This window comes from Azonexus sp. R2A61, assembly GCF_021401135.1.
Classification (GTDB): Bacteria; Pseudomonadota; Gammaproteobacteria; order Burkholderiales; family Rhodocyclaceae; genus Azonexus.
Map to the genome: position 1 here is coordinate 591,722 of NZ_JACBFO010000003.1, position 21,317 is coordinate 613,038.

Annotated in this window: 21 protein-coding genes; 19 read left to right on the plus strand and 2 right to left on the minus strand. The window is 60.1% G+C overall.

The features are described from left to right. Window positions 1–28 precede the first annotated feature (28 nt). Together fabF and L0962_RS12720 are read left to right on the plus strand one after the other, a co-directional pair. Complete coding sequence (gene fabF, locus L0962_RS12715; protein ID WP_234086814.1) at window positions 29–1,264, plus strand: beta-ketoacyl-ACP synthase II; 1,236 nt, start codon at window positions 29–31, stop codon at window positions 1,262–1,264. A 22-nt stretch (window positions 1,265–1,286) separates the two neighbouring features. Continuing rightward, the gene (locus L0962_RS12720) at window positions 1,287–1,736 is read left to right on the plus strand and encodes a hypothetical protein (protein WP_234086815.1); all 450 of its coding nucleotides are present in this window, start codon (window positions 1,287–1,289) and stop codon (window positions 1,734–1,736) included. Here the strand turns inward: L0962_RS12720 and nadB are convergent. Next, the gene (gene nadB / locus L0962_RS12725; protein ID WP_234086816.1) at window positions 1,711–3,288 is read right to left on the minus strand and encodes an L-aspartate oxidase; all 1,578 of its coding nucleotides are present in this window, start codon (window positions 3,286–3,288) and stop codon (window positions 1,711–1,713) included. The two genes, L0962_RS12720 and nadB, sit on opposite strands and share 26 nt — an antisense overlap. A gap of 176 nt (window positions 3,289–3,464) precedes the next feature. On the opposite strand from nadB, the gene rpoE reads away from it, so the two are divergent. From rpoE to L0962_RS12780, 11 genes are all read left to right on the plus strand, one after another. Further along, entirely contained in the window at window positions 3,465–4,064 is a 600-nt protein-coding gene (gene rpoE / locus L0962_RS12730; RefSeq protein ID WP_234086817.1) for an RNA polymerase sigma factor RpoE, read from the plus strand. Beyond that, on the plus strand, window positions 4,064–4,519 hold the full coding sequence (locus tag L0962_RS12735) for a SoxR reducing system RseC family protein (RefSeq protein WP_234086818.1): 456 nt from the start codon (window positions 4,064–4,066) through the stop codon (window positions 4,517–4,519). The genes rpoE and L0962_RS12735 overlap by 1 nt, the downstream gene beginning before the upstream one ends. Next, a complete protein-coding gene (locus tag L0962_RS12740; RefSeq protein WP_234086819.1) occupies window positions 4,516–5,934 on the plus strand; it encodes a DegQ family serine endoprotease in 1,419 nt (472 codons plus the stop codon). The genes L0962_RS12735 and L0962_RS12740 overlap by 4 nt, the downstream gene beginning before the upstream one ends. Beyond that, window positions 5,924–6,169 (plus strand): glutaredoxin family protein, encoded by a 246-nt coding sequence (locus tag L0962_RS12745; protein WP_234086820.1) that lies wholly within the window; start codon window positions 5,924–5,926, stop codon window positions 6,167–6,169. The genes L0962_RS12740 and L0962_RS12745 overlap by 11 nt, the downstream gene beginning before the upstream one ends. 58 nt (window positions 6,170–6,227) lie before the next feature. Beyond that, complete coding sequence (gene lepA / locus L0962_RS12750) at window positions 6,228–8,018, plus strand: translation elongation factor 4 (protein WP_234086821.1); 1,791 nt, start codon at window positions 6,228–6,230, stop codon at window positions 8,016–8,018. Window positions 8,019–8,028: 10 nt separating this feature from the next. Further along, complete coding sequence (gene lepB / locus L0962_RS12755) at window positions 8,029–8,820, plus strand: signal peptidase I (protein ID WP_234086822.1); 792 nt, start codon at window positions 8,029–8,031, stop codon at window positions 8,818–8,820. Between the two features lie 10 nt (window positions 8,821–8,830). Further along, the gene (locus tag L0962_RS12760) at window positions 8,831–9,187 is read left to right on the plus strand and encodes a DUF4845 domain-containing protein (protein WP_234086823.1); all 357 of its coding nucleotides are present in this window, start codon (window positions 8,831–8,833) and stop codon (window positions 9,185–9,187) included. Window positions 9,188–9,190: 3 nt separating this feature from the next. After that, window positions 9,191–9,853: a ribonuclease III gene (gene rnc, locus L0962_RS12765; RefSeq protein ID WP_234086824.1), complete on the plus strand. Its 663-nt coding sequence runs from the start codon at window positions 9,191–9,193 to the stop codon at window positions 9,851–9,853. Beyond that, window positions 9,850–10,734 (plus strand): GTPase Era, encoded by an 885-nt coding sequence (gene era / locus L0962_RS12770; protein WP_234086825.1) that lies wholly within the window; start codon window positions 9,850–9,852, stop codon window positions 10,732–10,734. The genes rnc and era overlap by 4 nt, the downstream gene beginning before the upstream one ends. 24 nt (window positions 10,735–10,758) lie before the next feature. After that, entirely contained in the window at window positions 10,759–11,487 is a 729-nt protein-coding gene (gene recO / locus L0962_RS12775; protein WP_234086826.1) for a DNA repair protein RecO, read from the plus strand. Window positions 11,488–11,631: 144 nt separating this feature from the next. Continuing rightward, window positions 11,632–11,889: a hypothetical protein gene (locus tag L0962_RS12780; protein WP_234086827.1), complete on the plus strand. Its 258-nt coding sequence runs from the start codon at window positions 11,632–11,634 to the stop codon at window positions 11,887–11,889. Window positions 11,890–12,193: 304 nt separating this feature from the next. Here L0962_RS12780 and L0962_RS12785 read toward each other — a convergent pair whose 3' ends face one another. Next, complete coding sequence (locus tag L0962_RS12785) at window positions 12,194–13,267, minus strand: GIY-YIG nuclease family protein (RefSeq protein ID WP_234086828.1); 1,074 nt, start codon at window positions 13,265–13,267, stop codon at window positions 12,194–12,196. Between the two features lie 105 nt (window positions 13,268–13,372). On the opposite strand from L0962_RS12785, the gene L0962_RS12790 reads away from it, so the two are divergent. The 6 genes from L0962_RS12790 (at window position 13,373) to nagZ (ending at window position 21,282) form a co-directional block, all read left to right on the plus strand. After that, window positions 13,373–14,515, plus strand: a complete 1,143-nt coding sequence (locus tag L0962_RS12790) for a PIN domain-containing protein (protein ID WP_234086829.1) — start codon at window positions 13,373–13,375, stop codon at window positions 14,513–14,515. Window positions 14,516–15,201: 686 nt separating this feature from the next. Beyond that, window positions 15,202–18,294, plus strand: coding sequence for a class I SAM-dependent DNA methyltransferase (locus L0962_RS12795; RefSeq protein ID WP_234086830.1), 3,093 nt, complete (start codon window positions 15,202–15,204; stop codon window positions 18,292–18,294). After that, window positions 18,278–18,967, plus strand: coding sequence for a hypothetical protein (locus tag L0962_RS12800; protein WP_234086831.1), 690 nt, complete (start codon window positions 18,278–18,280; stop codon window positions 18,965–18,967). Before L0962_RS12795 ends, L0962_RS12800 begins: the two co-directional genes overlap by 17 nt. A 172-nt stretch (window positions 18,968–19,139) precedes the next feature. Further along, complete coding sequence (locus L0962_RS12805; RefSeq protein WP_234086832.1) at window positions 19,140–19,901, plus strand: pyridoxine 5'-phosphate synthase; 762 nt, start codon at window positions 19,140–19,142, stop codon at window positions 19,899–19,901. Further along, entirely contained in the window at window positions 19,898–20,275 is a 378-nt protein-coding gene (gene acpS / locus L0962_RS12810) for a holo-ACP synthase (RefSeq protein ID WP_234086833.1), read from the plus strand. The genes L0962_RS12805 and acpS overlap by 4 nt, the downstream gene beginning before the upstream one ends. Further along, window positions 20,272–21,282, plus strand: coding sequence for a beta-N-acetylhexosaminidase (nagZ, locus tag L0962_RS12815; protein ID WP_234086834.1), 1,011 nt, complete (start codon window positions 20,272–20,274; stop codon window positions 21,280–21,282). The genes acpS and nagZ overlap by 4 nt, the downstream gene beginning before the upstream one ends. The last annotated feature ends 35 nt before the right edge of the window (window positions 21,283–21,317 follow it).

Consider the following 21,317-nt stretch of genomic DNA (forward strand, 5'->3'; position numbering starts at 1 on the left):
TGTCACTTTTGCTTTCGGAGTGCACATCTTGGCACGTCGCAGAGTCGTCATCACCGGCCTGGGTCTGATTTCCCCGGTCGGCAACAGCGTCGAAGAGGGCTGGCAGAACATCATTGCCGGCCGTACCGGTATCGCGCCGATCACCCGTTTCGACACCTCTACCTTCCCGGTCCAGTTTGCCGGCGAGGTCAAGAATTTCGACATCACCCAGTACATTTCCGCCAAGGACGCCCGCCGCATGGATACCTTCATCCATTACGGCCTGGCGGCGGGCATGCAGGCCGTGCGCGATGCCGGCCTGGACCAGGAAGGCGCCGCCGATCCTGAACGGGTCGGTGTCGCCATTGGTTCCGGTATCGGCGGTCTGCCGCTGATCGAAGCCACCAAGGACGAGTACAACGCGGCCGGCGTGCGCAAGGTGTCGCCGTTCTTCGTGCCCGGTTCGATCATCAACATGATCTCCGGCAACCTGTCGATCGAGTTCGGCTTCAAGGGGCCGAACCTGTCGATCGTCACCGCCTGCACGACCGGTACGCACTCGATCGGCGAAGCCGCGCGCATCATCGAATACGGCGACGCCGACGTGATGGTTGCCGGCGGTGCCGAATCGACGGTGTCGCCGCTCGGTCTCGGCGGTTTCTGCGCCGCCCGCGCGCTGTCTACCCGCAACGACGATCCGGCCACGGCCAGCCGTCCGTGGGACAAGGATCGCGACGGCTTTGTGCTGGGCGAGGGCGCTGGCGTTCTGGTCCTCGAAGAGTACGAGCACGCCAAGGCGCGTGGTGCCAAGATCTACGCCGAAGTGGCCGGCTACGGCATGAGCGCCGACGCTTATCACATTACCGCGCCGAACATGGACGGCCCGCGCCGCTCGATGGTCAATGCGTTGAAGAACGCCGGCATTGGTCCGTCCGACGTGCAGTACGTCAATGCGCACGGTACATCCACACCGCTTGGCGACAAGAACGAATCCGACGCCATCAAGGCGGCTTTTGGCGACGCGCAGAAGTCCATCGTCGTCAATTCGACCAAGTCGATGACCGGCCACCTGCTGGGCGGCGCCGGCGGTGTCGAGTCGTTGTTCACGGTGCTGGCGATCCATCACCAGATTTCGCCGCCGACCATCAACATCTTCAACCAGGATCCCGAGTGCGACCTGGATTACTGCGCCAACCAGGCGCGGCCGATGAAGATCGATGTGGCGCTGAAGAACAACTTCGGCTTCGGCGGGACCAACGGTTCGCTGGTTTTCAAGCGGATCTGAACGCCTTGCGCAGAGGCGAACGGTGCGCTTCCCGATCCTGATCGAGGTGCACCGTTCGCGATGGATGCCGGCCTGTTTGGCCGGCATTGTCGTTTCCGGGCTGGCCGTTGTTCTTGCCTACCCCGGCAGTCGGCTGGATCAGGCGATTTTTTCACTGATCCTGCTGTTGACCGCAGCCCTGGCCTGGCGACATCTGGCCCGTATCCCGTTTCGCTTCTTGCGACTGCAGGCCGACGGCAGCATCAGCCTGAGTCGTGAAGCGACGGCGGCAGGGCGCACCGCCGATCTGCTGCCCGGCGCCTTCGTTCATCCGCTGCTGACGGCCTTTCGCGTGGCGCTGCCGGACGAGCGTCCGGTCGGCTTCGTTCTTGCGGTCGACTCGGCTGGCGGGGAGGATTTGCGCCGGCTACGCGTATTCCTGCGCTGGCGAGCCGGCGTGACGAGCGTCAGCGTGCCGGACGGCGACGCCTGAGGACGATGTTGCGTACCTTGGGCGCCAGTTCCGGATAGTCCCGCGAGAAGTGCAGGCCGCGGCTTTCCTTGCGGCGCATCGCGCAACGGACGATCAGGTCGGCCGTGACAACGAGGTTGCGCAGTTCGATCAAGTCGTGGCTGACCCGGAAATTGGCATAGAACTCGTCGATCTCGCGCATCAGCAGCGCGATCCGGTGCTGGGCGCGCTTCAGGCGCTTGGTGGTGCGCACGATGCCGACGTAGTCCCACATGAAGCGGCGCAGTTCGTCCCAGTTGTGCGAGATGACCACTTCCTCGTCGGCGTCGGTGACGCGGCTTTCGTCCCAGGCCGGCAATGTGGGCAGCACGGGCTTTTTGGCCGCCAGCATGTCGTTGACCGCAGCTTCCGAGAAGACGATGCATTCGAGCAGCGAATTCGAAGCCAGGCGGTTGGCGCCGTGCAGGCCGGTACATGAGGCTTCGCCGGCGACATAGAGACCGGCGACATCGGTCTGCCCCTTGAGGTCGCAGACGACGCCGCCGCAGGTGTAATGGGCGGCGGGCACGACCGGGATCGGTTCGCGTGCGATGTCGATGCCGAGCTCCAGGCAGCGCGCGTGGATGTTCGGGAAATGCTCGCGGATGAAGGCTTCGCCCTTGTGCGAGATGTCGAGATGCACGCAGTCCAGGCCGCGCTTCTTCATTTCGAAGTCGATGGCGCGGGCGACCACGTCGCGCGGCGCCAGTTCAGCGCGTTCGTCGTGCTCGGGCATGAAGCGCGTGCCGTCAGGCAGTTTGAGCAGGCCGCCTTCGCCGCGTACGGCTTCGGAAATCAGGAAGGACTTGGCTTGCGGGTGGTAAAGGCAGGTCGGGTGGAACTGGATGAATTCCATGTTCGACACCCGGCAACCGGCGCGCCAGGCCATCGCGATGCCGTCGCCGGTCGAGGTATCGGGATTGGTCGTGTAGAGGTAGACCTTGCCGGCGCCACCGGTGGCCAGCAGGGTGTTGTCGGCGCCGACGGTCAGGACTTCGCCGGTCTGGCTGTTGAGCACATAGGCACCGTAGCAACGGTTTTCGTCGCGGCCGATTTTCGGCCCGGTGATCAGGTCGACCGCAATATGGTGTTCGAGCACCGTGATGTTCGGATTGGCCCGGACTTTCTGGGTCAGCGTCTCCTGCACCGCGGCCCCGGTGGCGTCGGCGACGTGGATGACGCGTCGGGCACTGTGACCGCCTTCGCGTGTCAGGTGGTAGCCGGACGCGTCCTTGGTGAAGGGGACGCCTTGGTCGATCAGCCATTCGATCGCCCGGCGGCCGTTTTCGACGACGAAGCGGGTGGCTTTTTCGTCGTTCAGCCAGGCGCCGGCAACCAGCGTGTCGTGGATGTGCGCCTCGATCGAATCCTGGCTGTCGAGCACCGCGGCAATGCCGCCTTGCGCCCAGCCCGAGGCGGAATCTTCGAGCGTCCGCTTGCTGACCAGGGCAACGCGGCAATGCGGCGCCAGACGGAGCGCGGCCGATTGTCCGGCCAGCCCGCTGCCGATGATGAGCACATCGAATTTCTGCACGGCTGTTCTCTAGGGGAATTGTTTGGCGCGAAATATAGCACGCGCCAAAGCCCTCATACCGTTACGCAACGTCACAATCTTCACGGCTGAGCGCCGTGCGGCAGAGGGCGTGCGCGCCGCGGCTGCGCTATACTTTCGCGACAACATACGACAACCCTCAGGGAACAGACAAAGTCATGAGTGAGCGCGAGATCGACCAGGTTCTGGTCGAGCGGGCACAGCGTGGTGATCAGACCGCCTTCGACCAGTTGGTGGGCAAGTACCAGCGCAAGCTGAATCGTCTGCTGGCGCGCTTCATCCGCGACCCGGCCGAGGTCGAGGACGTGACCCAGGAGGCCTTCATCAAGGCTTTCCGTGCCTTGCCCGCGTTTCGCGGCGAAAGCGCCTTCTATACCTGGCTGTACCGGATCGGCATCAACACGGCCAAGAACTATCTGGTCTCCCAGGGGCGGCGTGCGCCGACCAGTACCGAATACGATGCCGACGAAGCCGAGACCTTCGAGGATGCGGCCTTGCTGCGCGACATCAACACGCCGGAAAGCCTGCTGATGTCGAAGCAGATCGGCCAGACCGTCGATGCGGCGATGGAAGCGCTGCCCGAGGAGCTGCGGACGGCGATCATGCTGCGCGAGATCGAGGGGCTGTCCTATGAGGAAATCGCCGGCATCATGGATTGTCCGATCGGCACCGTGCGTTCGCGCATTTTCCGGGCGCGCGAAGCCGTTGCGGCGCGTCTGCGCCCCTTGCTGGATACCGCGCCGGATCGCCGCTGGTGATGACCGAAGGTTTCAGCACGATACGCGCGCAGGTCAGCGCGCTGGACGGCCGCGAGGCGCTGGTCGAAGTGCAGCAGGGCTGTGGCCGCTGTTATGAAAAGGGTGGTTGCGGCGGCCAGTCGCTGACCCAGATGTTCTGCAACGGGCCGAAACGCTACCGGGTGCGCAACGACGTTGGTGCGCAGGTCGGCGATACGGTCAGCGTTGCGGTCGCGCCGGGCAACATCCGGCGCTCCGCCAACCTGGCCTATGGCTTGCCGGTGGTCGCCTGTCTGGCCGGGGCGATTGTCGGGGATCTCTGGCTGGGCGACGTTGCTGCCATGCTGGGCGGATTGCTCGGCCTGTTCGCCGGGTTCGCGCTGATGTTGCAGCGTTCCCGTGGCGAAGCGGCGAACGCGGCCGACCAGCCTTACATTCTCTCCCGCATGACGGATCGATCGGAGGAAACGCCATGATCAAACGCCTGCTCGGCATTTTTTCGCTTTATTTCGTGTTGACCGCAGCATCGGCGCAATCGCGTGCGTTGCCGGATTTCACCGAACTGGTCGACAAGCAGGGGCCGACCGTGGTCAATATCAGTACCACGCAGGTGGTGCGCGGCCAGGCGCATGGTCTGCCGTTCGACGAGAACGATCCGGCCTTCGAGTTCTTCAAGCGTTTCTTCCCCCGGGCGCCCGGCGGCAACGCGCCGCGCGACTTCGAGAACAAGTCCCTGGGTTCCGGCTTCATCATCAGCGGCGACGGCTACATCCTGACCAATGCCCACGTCGTCGACGGGGCCGACGAGGTCAACGTGCGACTGACCGACAAGCGCGAATTCAAGGCCAAGATCGTCGGTGCCGACAAGCGTACCGACGTGGCGCTGATCAAGATCGACGCCAACGGGCTGCCGGTCGCGCGGCTGGGTGATCCCGGCCAGCTGAAGGTCGGCGAATGGGTGGCCGCCATCGGTTCGCCGTTCGGTTTCGACAATTCGGTGACCGCCGGCATCGTGTCGGCCAAGGGGCGTTCGTTGCCGCAGGAAAACTATGTGCCCTTCATCCAGACCGACGTGGCGATCAATCCGGGCAACTCCGGCGGGCCGCTGTTCAACCTGCGCGGTGAAGTGGTCGGCATCAATTCGCAGATCTACAGCCGTAGCGGCGGCTACATGGGCGTTTCGTTCGCCATTCCGATCGACGTGGCGATGGATATTCAGCAACAGCTGCGGTCTACCGGAAAAGTCAGTCGCGGACGGATCGGTGTGGTGATTCAGGAAGTCGGCAAGGATCTGGCCGAATCGCTGGGCCTGGCGAAACCGATGGGCGCCGTGGTCAATGCCGTGGAGAAGGGCGGTCCGGCGGAAAAGGCGGGGCTGGAGCCGGGCGACGTGATCCTTCGTTTCGACGGCAAGCCGGTGAACAGTTCGGCCGATCTGCCGCGCCTGGTCGCGGCGACCAAACCCGGTGTGCGTGCCGTTGTCCAGGTCTGGCGCAAGGGGGCGACCCGCGACATTACCGTCACCATCGGCGAAATGCCGGATGAAAAGCTGGCGGCCGGGCGTGGCGGGCGCGCGGCGCCGCGTGCCGAACCGGTGGTCAACCGGCTCGGTCTGGCGCTCAGCGAACCGACGCCCGAACAGCGTCGTGAGCTGAAATTCGACGGCGGCCTGATCGTCGACGAGGTCAGCGGCCCCGCGGCGCGCGCCGACCTCAAGCCGGGCGACGTGCTGATTGCGGTGATTGCCCGCGGCACGACGACCGAACTGAAAACGGTCGACCAACTGAACAAGCTGCTGGCGCGCTTCGACAAGGGGGCCAACGTCACCTTGCTGGTCCGGCGCGGCGAAATGCAGACTTTCGTGACCGTGCGGGGGCTCAATGGCAATTGAACTGACGCTGATCAGTCGCGGCTATTGCCATCTGTGCCACGACATGGAGGCAGCGCTGTTGCCGCTGGCCGCCGAATTCGGCGCTCGCGTGACGGTACTCGACGTCGACGCCGATCCGGCACTCGAAGCGAAGTACGACGAACTGGTGCCGGTGTTGCTGCACGGTGAAACCGAGCTGTGCCACTATCATCTGGATGTCGCCAAAACCCGTGAATATTTGAGCGAAATCCGCTAGAATTCAGGGTCTTCCGAATCGCGAAGGGCGCTCGCAGCGCCCTTTTTTACTGGCTGCAATGGACCATATCCGCAACTTTTCGATCATCGCCCACATCGACCACGGCAAATCGACCCTGGCCGACCGCATCATTCATTTGTGCGGCGGTCTGTCCGACCGCGAGATGGAGGCACAGGTACTCGACTCGATGGACATCGAGAAGGAGCGCGGCATCACCATCAAGGCGCAGACCGCCGCCCTGAGCTACAAGGCGCGCGACGGCAAGGTCTACAACCTGAACCTGATCGACACGCCGGGACACGTGGACTTCTCCTATGAAGTCTCCCGTTCGCTGTCGGCCTGCGAAGGCGCGCTGCTGGTCGTCGATGCCTCGCAGGGTGTCGAGGCGCAGACTGTCGCCAACTGCTACACCGCGATCGAACTCGACGTCGAGGTCGTGCCGGTGCTCAACAAGATCGATCTGCCGTCGGCCGATCCGGACAACGCCAAGCAGGAAATCGAGGACGTCATCGGCATCGACGCGACCGACGCCGTGCAGGCTTCCGCCAAGACCGGCCTGGGTGTGCAGGACATCCTCGAGATGGTGGTTGCCCGCGTGCCGCCGCCCAAGGGCGACACGGCGGCGCCGCTGAAGGCGCTGATCATCGATTCCTGGTTCGACAATTACGTCGGCGTGGTCATGCTGGTGCGTGTCGTCGATGGCGAGATGCGCCCGAAGGACAAGCTGCATTTCATGGCCACCGGTGCCAACCAGTTGTGCGAGCAGGTCGGCGTGTTTACGCCGAAGTCGCTACCGCGCGACGTGCTGCGCGCCGGCGAGGTCGGCTTCGTCATCGCCGGCATCAAGGAACTGAAGGCCGCCAAGGTCGGCGACACCATCACTCACGCCGACCGCAAGGCCGCCGCGCCGCTGCCCGGCTTCAAGGAAATCAAGCCGCAGGTGTTCGCCGGCCTGTACCCGGTCGAAGCCAACCAGTACGACTCGCTGCGCGAATCGCTGGAAAAACTGAAACTCAACGACGCCTCGCTGCAGTACGAGCCGGAAGTCTCGCAGGCGCTGGGCTTCGGCTTCCGCTGCGGCTTCCTTGGCCTGTTGCACATGGAAATCGTGCAGGAGCGCCTGGAGCGCGAATTCGACCAGGACCTGATCACGACGGCGCCGACTGTCGTCTACGAAGTGGTCAATCGCGACGGCACGATCATCCAGGTGGAAAACCCGGCCAAGTTGCCGGAAGTCTCCAAGATCGAGGAAATCCGCGAACCGATCATCGAGGCGACCATCTTCGTGCCGCAGGACTACCTGGGCAACGTCATCACGCTGTGCAACCAGAAGCGCGGCAACCAGGTCGACATGCACTACCACGGCCGTCAGGTGAAGCTGGTCTATGAAATGCCGATGGCCGAGGTGGTCATGGACTTCTTCGACAAGCTGAAATCCTGCTCCAAGGGCTACGCCTCGCTCGACTACGATTTCAAGGAATACCGCACGGCCGACGTGGTCAAGCTGGACATCCTGATCAACAGCGAGAAGGTCGATGCGCTGTCGCTGATCGTGCACCGCGCCAACTCGCAGTATCGCGGCCGCGAACTGGCCAACAAGATGCGCGAACTGATCCCGCGCCAGATGTACGATGTGGCCATCCAGGCCGCCATCGGCTCGCACATCATCGCCCGCGAAAACGTCAAGGCGATGCGCAAGGACGTGCTGGCCAAGTGCTACGGCGGCGACATCACGCGGAAGAAGAAGCTGCTGGAGAAGCAGAAGGCCGGCAAGAAGCGCATGAAACAGGTCGGTTCGGTGGAAATTCCGCAGGAAGCCTTCCTCGCCGTGCTGCGCGTGGACAACTGAGAGAGAACGCATGAATTTCGCCCTGATCCTGCTCGTGCTGACCGTCGTCACCGGCCTGCTTTATGCGGTCGACGTGCTGAAATTCCGGAAATTGCGCCAGGCGCAGAATGGCAAGCAGCCGTTGTGGGTGGAGTGGGGCGCCGACTTCTTCCCGGTGATCCTGATCGTCTTCGTACTGCGCTCCTTCATCTTCGAGCCGTTCAAGATTCCTTCCGGCTCGATGATTCCGACCCTGCTGGTCGGCGATTACATCCTGGTCAACAAGTTCACCTACGGCATCCGTCTGCCGGTGATCAATACCAAGATCATTCCGATCAACGACCCGCAGCGTGGCGACGTGATGGTCTTCCGCTATCCGGAAGATCCGTCGCTCGACTACATCAAGCGCGTGGTCGGTCTGCCCGGCGACACGATCGCCTACCAGAACAAGCAGCTGACCATCAACGGCCAGCCGGTGGCTTCGCACAAGGTCGGCGACTACCTGCATGCCGAGCGCCTGTACTATTCCCAGGAGTTCGCGAGCCGACTCGGCAATGTCGATTACCACTACCTGAACGACGAAGATGCACCCGCCTTCATTCCCGGTGTTGGCGATTTCCCGCACCGCGGAAATTGCACTTACAATGCCGCTGGCGTGATCTGCAAGGTTCCCGAAGGCCATTACTTCATGATGGGTGACAACCGCGATAACAGTCGCGACAGCCGGGCCTGGGGTTTCGTGCCCGAAGCCAATATCGTCGGCAAGGCGGTCTTCATCTGGTTGAATCTGGGCGATCTGGGACGTATCGGAACATTCAAATAAGGTGACAGCGATGAAACATCAACGTGGCATTTCGCTCAGCGGTCTGATCTTCTGGTGCATCGTGCTGGCCCTGGTGGCCATCCTCGGCATGAAGGTGGTGCCAACGCTGACCGAGTACTACAAGATCCGCAAGGATGTGCAGACGGTGGCGGCGCAGGCTGCTCCCGATGCCACGGTCGCCGATATCCGCAAGGCTTTCGACAAGTTCGTCGAAGTCGACAACCTGACCGATTTCAAGTCCAGCCAGCTCGACATCTACAAGAACAATCTCGGTCAGATCACGATCGACTTCGATTACGAGCGTCGCGTCCAGCTGCTCGACAATGTCAGCCTGGTGATCCGCTACAAGGGGTCTTCGGCGAAGTAAGGCATGGGCAGTCTCGCGCAACGACTTGGTCATGTCTTTTCCGATCCGGCGCTACTGCGCACGGCACTGACGCATCGCAGCTTCGGCCAGCCGAACAACGAACGTCTGGAATTTCTGGGCGACGGCATCCTCGATTGCGTGATTGCCGCCGAACTCTACGCCCGTTTTCCCGAGTTGCCGGAAGGCGATCTCTCCCGCTTGCGGGCGAATCTCGTCCGGCAGGATGCCTTGCACGGGCTGGCGCTCGAACTCGATCTGGGCAGCCAGTTGCGCCTCGGCGAGGGCGAGTTGCGCAGCGGCGGCGGTAGCCGGCCATCGATGCTGGCCGATGCGCTGGAAGCCGTTTTCGGCGCCATCTATCTGGATGCCGGTTTCGAAACCGCGTATCGGGTCATCCAGCGGCTGTACCAGGAAAAGCTCGGCGAACTGAAGCCGGGGCAGTTCCAAAAAGATCCCAAGACCCGTCTGCAGGAATGGCTGCAGGGGCGCAAGAAACCCCTGCCTCGCTACCAGTTGCTGGAAACGCGCGGCGCGGCGCACGAGCAGTCCTTCGAAGTGGCCTGCGATATCGACAATCCCCGCTTGCGGACGCTGGGCACCGGCAGCAGCCGGCGCATCGCCGAGCAGAACGCTGCGGAACAGGCACTGAAAGCACTCGAAGCATGACTGACATCCGCTCCGGCTACATCGCCATCGTCGGCCGACCCAACGTCGGCAAGTCGACGCTGCTCAACCACCTGATCGGCGAGAAGATCAGCATCGTCTCGCGCAAGGCGCAGACCACCCGGCACCGCATCACCGGCATCCTGACCGAAGCCGACGCCCAGTTCGTCTTCGTCGATACGCCGGGCTTCCAGACTAAGTTCTCGAACGCGCTGAACCGGGCGATGAACCGCGGCGTGACGCAGACACTGAACGACGTCGATCTCGTCCTCTTCGTCATCGAGGCCGGCCGCTACGACGCCAAGGACAAGGCGGTGGTGCGCCTGTTGCCGAAGGACCGGCCGGTGATCCTGGTCATCAACAAGACCGACCTGTTGAAGAGCCGGGAAGCCTTGCTGCCTTTCCTCGCCGAAGTCTCGGCCGATTTCGACTACACCGCCGTGGTTCCGGTCAGCGCCGCCAAGGGCCGGCAGACGCAGGACCTGCTCAAGGAGGCGCGCAAGCACCTACCGAACGAAGGCCTGATGTTCCCCGAGGACGATCTGACCGACAAGTCGGAGCGTTTCCTCGCCGCCGAGTACATCCGCGAGAAGGTCTTCCGCCTGCTCGGCGACGAACTGCCGTACGCCACCGCCGTCGAGATCGAGAAATTCGAGGTCGAGGGCAACCTGCGCCGGATTTACGCCGCCATCGTCGTCGACCGTGAGAATCACAAGGCGATCGTCATCGGCAAGGGCGGCGAATCGCTCAAGCGCATCGCCAGCGAGGCACGCCAGGACATGGAGCGGCTGTTCGACGGCAAGGTCTATCTCGAAGTCTGGGTCAAGGTGAAGTCGGGCTGGAACGACGACGAGCGCCTGCTCAAGAGCCTCGGCTACGAGTAAGCCGCCGATCCGGGACATTTCGCGATGAGTCTGCGCAGCAAGGTCGACGGCCAGCCCGCCTACGTGCTGCACAGCATGCCGTTTCGCGAGACCAGCCTGATCGTCGAAGTCTTCAGCCGCGATTTCGGACGCATGGCCTTGCTGGCGCGCGGCGCGCGCCGGCCGCGGGCGGCGATCCGCGGGCTGCTGATGGGCTTCCAGCCCCTGGAAATCGGCTGGGCCGGCAAGGGCGAGGTGCTGACGCTGATGAAGGCCGAATGGGTCGGCGGCCAGCCGCTGCTCGGCGGCGAGGCACTGTTCTGCGGCTATTACCTGAACGAACTGCTGATGCACTTGCTGCCGCGCGAGGACGCCCACCAGACGCTGTTCGCCCGCTACGCCGAAACCCTGCAACGCCTGGCCGCGCACAGCGACGCGGCGACCCGCGAGGGCGATCTGCGCAGCTTCGAGAAAGCGCTGTTGCAGGAGCTCGGCTACGGCCTGATGCTCGACCATGATGCCGCCGGCGAGCCGATTGCCGCCGAGGCGTTCTACACTTACCGGATGGAGCAGGGGCCGGTGCGCCTGGCGCATGCCGAAGCCGACGCCCAGGTGGTACGCGGCAGCAGCCTGCTCGACCTTGGCGCCGGCGATTTCTCCAACCCGCGCTCGCGCGGCGAGGCCAAGACGCTGATGCGCACGCTGCTGAGCTATTACCTGGGCGGCCAGGAGCTGGAAACCCGCAAGATTTTCAAGGAGTTGCAGGAACTATGATATGTCCCCTAGGAGATGTTGCTGCATAATTCCGCGTAGAAATAATGATGTAGTCGAGTAGCCGGCTTTCTTTGAAAGCCGAGTAGCTAGGGGGCTAAAGTCATGCCAAGAGCTGATTCGGAAGAGTTAGGACGGTGGCGCGCCATGGACATGGCGAAAGCGCTTTTGGCGCTTGCCGATTACGCCAAGCCTGATCCGACCTTCGCACCGATAAAGGACCAAGGGACCACCCGCTGGCATGCAACTGTTCAAGGTCGGGAGTTCGAGTTGCTTCTGACTGGCTCAAAGTTTTGGGATACTCGTTCGGAAATCGGTGGTGGTGGGGCAGTCGATCTGTCCATGCATTTATTCAGGAGCGACTTCAAGACGGCCATCGGCACGCTGCGGAAGAAGGGCCTGTAGTGAAGCTATTCCTTACCACGGACGACTTCGTTTGGAAGGGCGTACCTCGCCCAGGCGTTCCTTTTCTCTGCGATCGGCAAATGGAGTTGGTGGCAGCGCCGAACCAATATCTACGCTCGCGCCATCCGAAATGCATACATGCGTGCAGAGTCAGGATACTACATGTCATTGCTCGTCGGACGAATTTGGATATCCATGTATGAATGAAGGAATGCAGTTGATCCGCTATTTCAGAAAAAACAGCACTCGAGTTCGTTGAGCACGACCAAGATTTTCCAAAGCTGTGCTTGCGGAAGTGAGCAGCTTATTTTTGTCGTAAGAGGTACCGCATCTCCGGCAATAAGACGGAAACGAAGGCGTCGTATCGGCATTCAGCCACCGTTTCCTCGGAAAGGTATTCCATGAATCGTGCTACGGACATTGCCTGATTGCCGGTCGTTGGTGGGGCATATGCTTGCCATGCTAAAAGGAAGAGGCGACGCAGCGGATGTGCCCCATCCCGTCCACGATTCAGCGCAGCCGCCAGTACATCATAGGCTGACGCCAAGCGGCTACCTACTGGCCGGCCAAATTTGAATGAAAGCAACACGGGCAGAATGCCCTTGCGATTCCAGAAGTGCCAACTCAGGCCAGGCGCAAAATCCTCGTGCCAGTAGTGGTACCGGGTGAGCCTGTAGCATGCCGCAAAAATAGCGTCGTGCTGATCGACAGGGGCGCCAGCATCGTAATAGGCCACAGCCAGTTCGATAAAGCGATCCAAAGCATCGGCCCAGCTAGCTTCTGTGTCAAAGGCCTGACATCCTAACTCCGCCTGCTTGATCCGCTCCCAGTAGCCTTTCCCTCGCAAATTGGTTTCGACCAGCGTCTGGTCAGGATAAGAGAAATGGCCGCCCCGCACTTTATCGATCCCATAACGGAGCATGAGGGTGATGGTCACCTCATCTTCCATCTGTTCCGCTGCCCGGCCGTCCTTAGTGCCAGTACCGATGGTGTGCAGAACCTTTACTGGTGCGTGCAACTTGGTCCATTCGGCACCTTCGCCGGCAAAGTGCTGCGCCATCCTGTTTGCAACATCGGATGTGAGACCAACGTAAAAGCAGCCATCGGTCAGTGCCAGAACGTAGAGGTAGATGTCGATAGGCTCCGGCGAGCCGCACCAATTAATAGGTTGTACGCTTTTTTCGGCTTTGCGTACAAGATGGCGGCCGGCGATGCGGAGAAATTCTTCCACATCGTCCTCAGGAATCGATCGTCCAACGATCGCCTGTTTCCAGCCACGCGAGGGCGGCCACTCGATACCGAGTAGTGCCAGTTGTTGCTTGGAGAAGCCCCCTCGTGCGCTAGCTCCGGCCGCTAATAGCTCTTCCGTGATTTCCAACAAATCACCTCGCTTCCATTGAGTCCTAGCATCATGCGCGATGTTTCGATCAGCATTGCCGGGATGCTATGATGCCCAGTTGGCATAATTCAAGCGGAAAATTTCATGGATACTACTGAACTCGACTTTGGTGCCCTATCGATCGATAACGATATCCTGAAAAGCGAAGGGTATAAGTTCGATGAAGGCTTGCTTGCCCAGTTGCGTCAGTTCAAAGACAGCCCGGTCGCAGTAGTCATATCAGACTTCATCCACAACGAAGCTATCTCACACATTGCTAGCGAAATATGCAAGGCGAGAAACGCCATTAACCAAAGCCTTCGTTCTGCCGCCAAGCAACTTAAAGTTAGTCAGCAAGCAATCAAACAGGCCGAGGCACTGCTCTCAGTTGAGGGGAGCGATCGGTCAATCGCCGAACAACGCCTCGGACGATTCTATGTGGAGATTGGTGCCGAAATAATTCAATCGTCAAAATTCGTAGATATCGACGAGTTAACTGGAATGTATTTCGGGACAGAACCACCGTTCGAGACCAAGAAAGACAAGAAAAGCGAATTTCCAGATGCATTCGCGTTGTTGAGCCTAGAAGGGTGGGCCGAAGAGCACGATCTCAACATGATCGTGGTCAGTAATGATGGGGGGTGGAAAGACTATGCTGAAAGTTCGCCTCGGCTCACCGTGCTTACTTCTCTTGCGGAAGCGCTAGAAAAATTCCAGCCGCACAACAAGGTTCGAAATGTTGTCGAGCACATTAGAAAAGCCTCGCTTCTCGCGGGGGGTAACCAGATTCTGCAAGAAATAGAGCAAGCGATTATTCGCAGCATTGATGATTCAAGAATTGAAATTGAGGCCGATTCTTATCTCCCTCACGAATGGGATGACGTCCAAGCCTGCTATATAAGCCACGAACTTGATGGCGGTGCTGATGGCACAGCAACCGTTCAAATTGTTCGAATCACAGATGAAGAAATTGTTCTCGGTCTAGGTGCAACGGTCGAGGTTGAAATAGAAGCGACGTTCAGCTTCTCGATTTACGACTCAATCGATAAAGACTACGTCAACCTTGGTGGCTGCGTTCACAAAGCCAATGAGCGCTACCACACAGACATTCTCGTAACCCTGTCAGGCGATTTTTCTCAAAACATCGACGAAATCGAAGTATCTGAAGTGGAGATACTTGAAACGATTCGGCGAGCCCGATTTGGCTATGTTGAACCAGACTACCGTGATGATCGTGACGAGTGTTAGCTACTGAGCGAGGAGAGGGGGGCGTCGTACCAACCTCGGACGGTTGATCAAAATAGGGGGGGGCAGGCAGTGCACACCGTTCGCCTTAACGAATCCAGCAAGTTATGTTCTACCGAAATCAGCACAAGAACGGGTGTGGCACCCGATCTTGTGAGAAAATACAAATGATTTTGGGCTCCAGCGGTTGTGAGTAATCAAAAATATGCACATGGTAACAACGCGTGATGCAACAAGACTTACCGGACTCTCGACGGAACAACTCCGCGAGTGGACGAGCCGTCGCGCGTTGATTCTTCCTGATGTAAAACCAAAAGGACACGGGTCTCCGGCACGTTACTCGTGGCAGACGATACTGTTGTTGCGCCTGGCAGTCGTACTGCGAGACCGTTTTAAGCTGGAACTACATGCTCATCGTGAGCTATTTGTCGAACTGGGTGCTGGCTTGGCTGGAGCGTCCTTTCTGTCCCTGTGGGGGAAGTCCCTTGCCCTCTATGGCGGGACCAGATGGGGGGTGATTGATCCGCACGACGAAAGTATCTCCATTGATGATTGCATCGTGTTGCGGCTTGAGCCGCATTTGCAGTTGCTATCGGAGAGCTTTTCTCTTCCCAACGCATTAGCTCCCAGCCAACTCCGGCTTTTCCCTGCCCTTGGGGTAATGGCAGATGTGTCGGATAACAATTCAAATGAACGCCGAAGATATGGGTAGCCCGGCATTCACAAAGGCACTGACAGCAACCGGCTATCTTTTTCCTGATGGCAAGTCGGCGCCAGGACTAGCGCGCGCAGGAGCAGACGTAGGATCACGCCTTCGCGCCATTCTTTCGGACAGCCGCGTGGGCTTGCAGGCGGATGCGGTTTTTTCCGCGCAGAGTGTACCGACGGCGATTTTCAAGGATGCCGGCGACGAGGCTCCTTCCGAGCATCAGATCGCCAGATGGCATGAAGCCGCTTGGAATGTTGGCGTGGCACCGTTGTTGTGGATCATTACACCTACGGATGTGCGCCTGTACGACTGTTATGCCTCGCCTGCAAAGCAAAGTCCCCAGCAGATTGCGACTGAACCGCTGGAAGTGTTTTCCTTGCAGGCAGAAGATAGATTGCAATCCCTTGATGCCATGTGTGGGCGTTGCGCCACCGAAACAGGGGCGTTCTGGTCCAGTGCTATCGGGCAACGGATTGATCGTCGGAATCGGGTGGATCGTCAATTGCTCGATGAGATCAGTGCGCTTGAAAATCGGTTGACTGTTCTTGCCCCTGCCAATGGTCAGCCACAACCCGATGACAAAGATGAGACACAGGCTTCTCGTGACTTCGCTCAGCGATTGATTGGCCGTTGCATCTTCACGTCCTATCTGGTGGATCGCGGTATTGCGCAGCCGTTTTTGCCGCAAGAGCTTCCTGCTGACGTAGCAAGCCTGTTCGCAACCGTCGATTCTGCGTTCACTTTGTTTCGGTGGTTGCGTAGTACCTTCAACGGTGATCTTTTCCCTATGGATGACCCGGGAGCTGAACACCAGCGCTTGGGCGATGCACATCTGGAACTGCTGCGCGACTTTGTTGAAGGGCGTAGCCTTCTGTCGGGCCAAGGCAGGCTTTTCCGCTTTCGTTTCGACGCTATTCCAGTTGACCTTGTCAGTTCGATTTATCAGCAGTTTGCGCGATCTAGTGCTGCAGATGATGCACACACGCAGGGGTTGCATTACACGCCCGTTGAGCTTGTCCACCTAACCCTTGATCCGGTATTTGAGGCACTTCCTGCAAATGCGCGTGTGATCGATCCGACATGCGGGTCGGGCGCTTTTTTGGTTGAGGCTTTCCGGAGATTGGTCTGGAAGCGGACCCAAGGCAGGGCTGCCAGCCGTTCCGTGGTGCGAGAAGTTCTCTACGAGCAGCTCTACGGGATCGACATCAACAGGTCTGCTCTAGGTATAGCTGCTTTTAGTCTATACCTCGCTGCGCTGGAACTTGACGAGGAGCCAGTTCAGGACATTCAGGATCTGAAGTTCGATCGCTTGATCGGTGTCACGCTCTTTGAGGCAGATACTGTTCATGACGATCTCCCATCTTTAGTTACGCAACAGCCATTCGATGCGGTCGTGGGCAATCCTCCGTGGACCTTCGTGAAGAAGGCAACCGCCTCGCGCAAGCGCAAGACCAACGATAATCGATCCAGTAGGCCACGGCGTAGCCCAGATCAGGAATTCTTGTGGGTGGCATCGCGCCTGGCAGGTGATGCCGGACGGATCGGCATGATCATGAAGGCATCTCCGTTCTTCTCGAAGGATGACCAAGCGACCCAGTCGCGCGAGGCTCTTCTGCGCACACTCCACCCTGTCGCACTCGTAAATCTCTCGGCGCTGCGTAAGGAGGGGTTGTTCCCGGATGCAACCGGACCAGCACTGTTGTTCTTCGGTCGTTGCGCATTGGTAGATCGTGATGATCGCCTATTAGCCGGCTCAATTCCGTGGACGCCTGACTTCAAGCGCAATGGGGTTTTTCATGTCGGTCCTGGTGAATTGAAGAGTGTGCCGCTGGCGCGTGTACTGCGCACACCGGCAATACTCAAGGCGACAGCATTCGGCACTGCGCGAGATGCTTGGCTGATCGAGAAGTTGGAGCGGACATTCCCCACATTCGAACAGGTGCTGGCAGGCGCCAGCCTTAATGCAAGAGGGCAGGGCTTTCAGGTGGAGGGTGGCGACATCAACTATCCTCCTGACAACTATTACTCGCTTGGGGTTGTGACTCCAGCTTGCTATCGACCATTTCAAATTCATTCCAACTCGCTGGAGCGTTTCGAACATCAGTCGCTGCACCGGACACGTAATCCAGCAATTTTCGAAGGCCCATTGCTACTCTGTCCGAAGGGTAATTTCGCTGCGGCAGTTGAACCTGGGAGATACAGCGCATCGGTAAGTGTTGAAAGCGTGCTCTACAACAAGAATTTCTATGGCATCTCGTTCGTTGGTAATGAACTCTCCGCAGCGAGAGTGCTGTCAGCCATTCTGAATTCAGGTGTGACCGCCTTCCAACTGGCCTTCGGTGGAAGCACTTGGGGCCTTGAGCGCCCTACCGTTGAGCCGAGTGATCTACTTGCGCTGCGTGTGCCGGATTTAAGCAAAGTCGATACTGACCTGTTGGAGGCTGTGCTCTCTGCTGAAGCTGCCGCTACGGAGTCGCCTGGCGATTTGGAGCTGATCGCAGCTCTGGATCACGCCGTATGCGAGCTCTACGGTTTGGAGCGAGATGAGGTCGTTGTCGTGAATGACGGAGTTCAGCGCGCCCGCGCACTGTTGTTTGAAAGCAGGGCGCAGCGAATGATGCTTGTTGCACGGCCTTCCTTGGATGACCTGGCGGTGTACGCCAGTGAAGTAGTTCGGACGGTCAATGCTTATCTACGTGCACGCGGCAGGCGGCATCTGGAGGCAGTCATCTATCCGCGGCGTATCTCCGCCGGCAATGCCATCGATGGAACGCCTGGTGTAGATGCGGTTAGGTTCACTATGTTGGCTGGTGCGCCGTCGGATACGCCGTGTGTGCATCAAGGAAATGAGGAGGAGATTGCGCGTCTTGCCGCTCTCTTTCATGGACAGGTCAACGCGAACGTTCCTCCATACCTCAATGAGCGGCGGCAGATCCGAATTTACGATGAGAGCGCTCTTTTCATTCTGAAGCCATCCGAGGGGCGCTATTGGACACGCACGGCAGGTCTTAACGATGGGGATACCGTCCTAGCTGACCATTGGATCCAGGGGCTTCATGCATCTGTCGCCTGACCTGCCCCTAGGGCGACCTTCCTTCGATTTGTCCGAAGATCAAATCGCCACGGTGGTCGATCTTCTGTGCCGTGGCGCCGCCGCTGCCCGGCCGTTGCTACAGCCGGGGATGCTGGAAGTCCCAATCACGATCCATGTGAAAAAGGCGATGCGGCGGCTGAAGAAGGAACTCGGTCTGTCCAATATTGAGATCATGGGCGAGTTCGAACTGCTGGATCTGAGCAATGACGATCCCGAAGTTCTTGGTCGAATCGACATCATTCTTCGCTTCTTGCATCAGTTCGGGGATGAGGAGGCATATTTGGGCGTTGAATGCAAACGCGTGGGACATGGTGAGTCCGGGTTAAATCAGCGTTACGTGACACAAGGGGTAAATCGATTCGTCACGGGGCAGTACGCGAGTGGCCATCACTGGGGAGTGATGCTCGGATACGTATTGAAATTGCCGAGCGCAGCTTTTGTTGCTGGCATTGACGCTCGTATCCGATCTACCTATGGTGAAGCAGCAAAGTTGGGGGATTTCGACGCACATCCCGACGCGTTATCAATGCACTCAGGCGAACTGGCGCAGGGGGCAGCAGGTCACATCATTCGATTGATACACGTCTTTGTGGATACGACGCCGGCTTATATTTCCCCAACAGAACCGGCCGAAGCGACTTCCAATCAATAGAGCTTTGAAAAAAACCGCGTCTCAAAAAGCACAATCTAATTGCGTTCTTCGATGCAAGGCATGGAAGAATTGGCGCATATAAAACAACAGGTCAAATGTTGCGTATCGCCTTAACACGGGGTCTATGCATGGATTCCACAAGACGCAACATCTCTAAAGGGTTAAATAAGTTATGATCGAACTCGGCGTCAATATCGACCACATCGCCACCGTCCGCCAGGCCCGGCGCACCTACGAACCCGATCCCGTCTGGGGCGCCGTCGAGGCGCATCTCGGTGGCGCTGACGGCATCACCGTGCATCTGCGTGAAGACCGCCGACACATTCAGGATTCTGATGTCCGCCGGCTCAAGGAAACGACGCAGATCAAGCTCAACCTTGAAATGGCGGCAACCGACGAGATGGTCGGCATCGCCTGTGCGACCCGGCCGGAAATGGCCATGCTGGTGCCGGAAGGGCGCCACGAGGTGACCACCGAGGGCGGTCTCGACATCGTCGGCCAGGAAGCTCGCCTCAAGGACGTGATCGCCCGTCTGCGCGACGCCGGCATCACCACCAGCGTCTTCATCGACGCCGAAATCCCGCAGATCGAGGCGGCGGCGCGGATCGGCGCCAGCGTCTGCGAGATCCACACCGGCCCCTACGCCCACGCCTTCTACGAAAAAGGCCGCGATGCCGAGGCGCCGGCGGTGCTGGCCGAACTGGCCAAGATCCGCGCCGCCGGCCGCGCCATCCGCCAGCTCGGCATGCGCTTCAACGCCGGCCACGCGCTCAACTACTACAACGTCCAGCCGGTCGCCCGGCTGGCCGGCATCCGCGAACTGCATATCGGTCACGCCATCGTCAGCCGCGCCGTCTTTGTCGGTCTGCGCGAGGCGGTGCGCGAGATGAAGGCACTGATGGTCGCCGCTGCCGAGCGTCCGGAAGCCGAATGATCGTCGGCATCGGCACCGACATCGTCGCCGTCGCGCGGCTGCGCGGCATGTGGGAACGGCACGGCGACAAGGCGCTGGAGAAGCTGCTGGCGCCGGACGAACTGGACGATTTCGCGCGTGCCGCCGACAAGGGTCGCTTCCTGGCCAAGCGCTTCGCTGCCAAGGAGGCCTTCGCCAAGGCCTTCGGCACGGGGGTGCGACCGCCGGTGCTGCTGCCGGCGATTGCCATCGGCCACGACGAACTGGGCAAGCCGCTCTTCAACTTTCACGGTCAACTGGCGGAAATCGTCGAAAACCGGCGGTTGACCGCACATCTTTCGATCAGCGACGAAGCCGAATACGCCGTCGCCTACGTTTTGCTGGAGCAAGCATGAGCGTCAAACTGCCCGGTCCGCTGATGATCGACATCGCCGGCACCGAACTCACCGACCTCGACCGTGAACGCCTGTGCCACCCGCTGGTCGGCGGCATCATCCTGTTCACCCGCAACTACCGCGACCGCGCCCAACTCACCGCGCTGTGCGACGAAATCCACGCGCTGCGCGAGCCGCGCCTGCTGATTGCCGTCGATCACGAAGGGGGCAGGGTGCAGCGTTTCCGCGACGGCTTCACCCGGCTGCCGCCGATGCGCGCCCTCGGTCAGTTGCACGACAGCGATCCAGCGGCCGCGCTGGCAGCCGCCCGCGCCGCCGGTTTCGTGCTTGCCGCCGAACTGCGCGCCTGCGGCGTTGATTATTCCTTCACGCCGGTGCTCGACCTCGACTACGGGCCGTCGCGGGTGATCGGCGACCGCGCCTTCCACCGCGACCCGGCGGTCGTCGTTGCGCTCGCCAGCGCGCTTGGCGTGGGCCTGAAAGCCGGCGGCATGGGCACCTGCGGCAAGCACTTCCCCGGTCACGGCTACGTCATTCCCGACTCGCACGTCGAACTGCCGGTCGACGATCGGCCGCTGGCGGCGATGGCCGACGACCTGCGCCCCTACCGCGAACTGGCCCTCGATGCAGTGATGGCGGCGCATGTCATCTACGAGTGCTTCGATTGCAATACTGCCGTATTTTCAAATAAATGGATAACTTATTTGAGAAATAAGTTGAAGTTTAACGGGGTGGTTTTTACCGACGATTTGTCGATGGCCGGTGCCGGTGTCGTCGGCGACATGCTGGCGCGCGTGCAGACCGCCTGGGCCGCCGGCTGCGACATGCTGCTCGTCTGCAACGCGCCGGATGCCGTCGCCCAGGTGCTGGACGGCTGGCAGCCGGAAAGCGATCCCCGTCGTGCCGCGCGGCTTGCCAGGCTGTTGCCGGCCGAGGCTGTGCGCTATCCCGATCCCCACCGCTACCGGGAATCGTTGCAGACCCTGGCCGGACTGGCAACGCCATAAAAAAACCCGCCGGTTGGCGGGTTTTGATGCTTCGG

Excerpts from the sequence above, each read along its gene's own strand:
- acpS (WP_234086833.1), top strand. The coding sequence starts at position 19,898 with ATGATCGTCGGCATCGGCACCGACATCGTCGCCGTCGCGCGGCTGCGC.
- L0962_RS12780 (WP_234086827.1), top strand. The coding sequence starts at position 11,632 with ATGGACATGGCGAAAGCGCTTTTGGCGCTTGCCGATTACGCCAAGCCT.
- recO (WP_234086826.1), top strand. The coding sequence starts at position 10,759 with ATGAGTCTGCGCAGCAAGGTCGACGGCCAGCCCGCCTACGTGCTGCAC.
- L0962_RS12795 (WP_234086830.1), top strand. The coding sequence starts at position 15,202 with ATGAACGCCGAAGATATGGGTAGCCCGGCATTCACAAAGGCACTGACA.
- nagZ (WP_234086834.1), top strand. The coding sequence starts at position 20,272 with ATGAGCGTCAAACTGCCCGGTCCGCTGATGATCGACATCGCCGGCACC.
- L0962_RS12745 (WP_234086820.1), top strand. The coding sequence starts at position 5,924 with ATGGCAATTGAACTGACGCTGATCAGTCGCGGCTATTGCCATCTGTGC.
- lepA (WP_234086821.1), top strand. The coding sequence starts at position 6,228 with ATGGACCATATCCGCAACTTTTCGATCATCGCCCACATCGACCACGGC.
- L0962_RS12800 (WP_234086831.1), top strand. The coding sequence starts at position 18,278 with ATGCATCTGTCGCCTGACCTGCCCCTAGGGCGACCTTCCTTCGATTTG.
- L0962_RS12740 (WP_234086819.1), top strand. The coding sequence starts at position 4,516 with ATGATCAAACGCCTGCTCGGCATTTTTTCGCTTTATTTCGTGTTGACC.
- L0962_RS12790 (WP_234086829.1), top strand. The coding sequence starts at position 13,373 with ATGGATACTACTGAACTCGACTTTGGTGCCCTATCGATCGATAACGAT.
- L0962_RS12735 (WP_234086818.1), top strand. The coding sequence starts at position 4,064 with ATGACCGAAGGTTTCAGCACGATACGCGCGCAGGTCAGCGCGCTGGAC.
- rnc (WP_234086824.1), top strand. The coding sequence starts at position 9,191 with ATGGGCAGTCTCGCGCAACGACTTGGTCATGTCTTTTCCGATCCGGCG.
- L0962_RS12760 (WP_234086823.1), top strand. The coding sequence starts at position 8,831 with ATGAAACATCAACGTGGCATTTCGCTCAGCGGTCTGATCTTCTGGTGC.
- L0962_RS12805 (WP_234086832.1), top strand. The coding sequence starts at position 19,140 with ATGATCGAACTCGGCGTCAATATCGACCACATCGCCACCGTCCGCCAG.
- rpoE (WP_234086817.1), top strand. The coding sequence starts at position 3,465 with ATGAGTGAGCGCGAGATCGACCAGGTTCTGGTCGAGCGGGCACAGCGT.
- era (WP_234086825.1), top strand. The coding sequence starts at position 9,850 with ATGACTGACATCCGCTCCGGCTACATCGCCATCGTCGGCCGACCCAAC.
- lepB (WP_234086822.1), top strand. The coding sequence starts at position 8,029 with ATGAATTTCGCCCTGATCCTGCTCGTGCTGACCGTCGTCACCGGCCTG.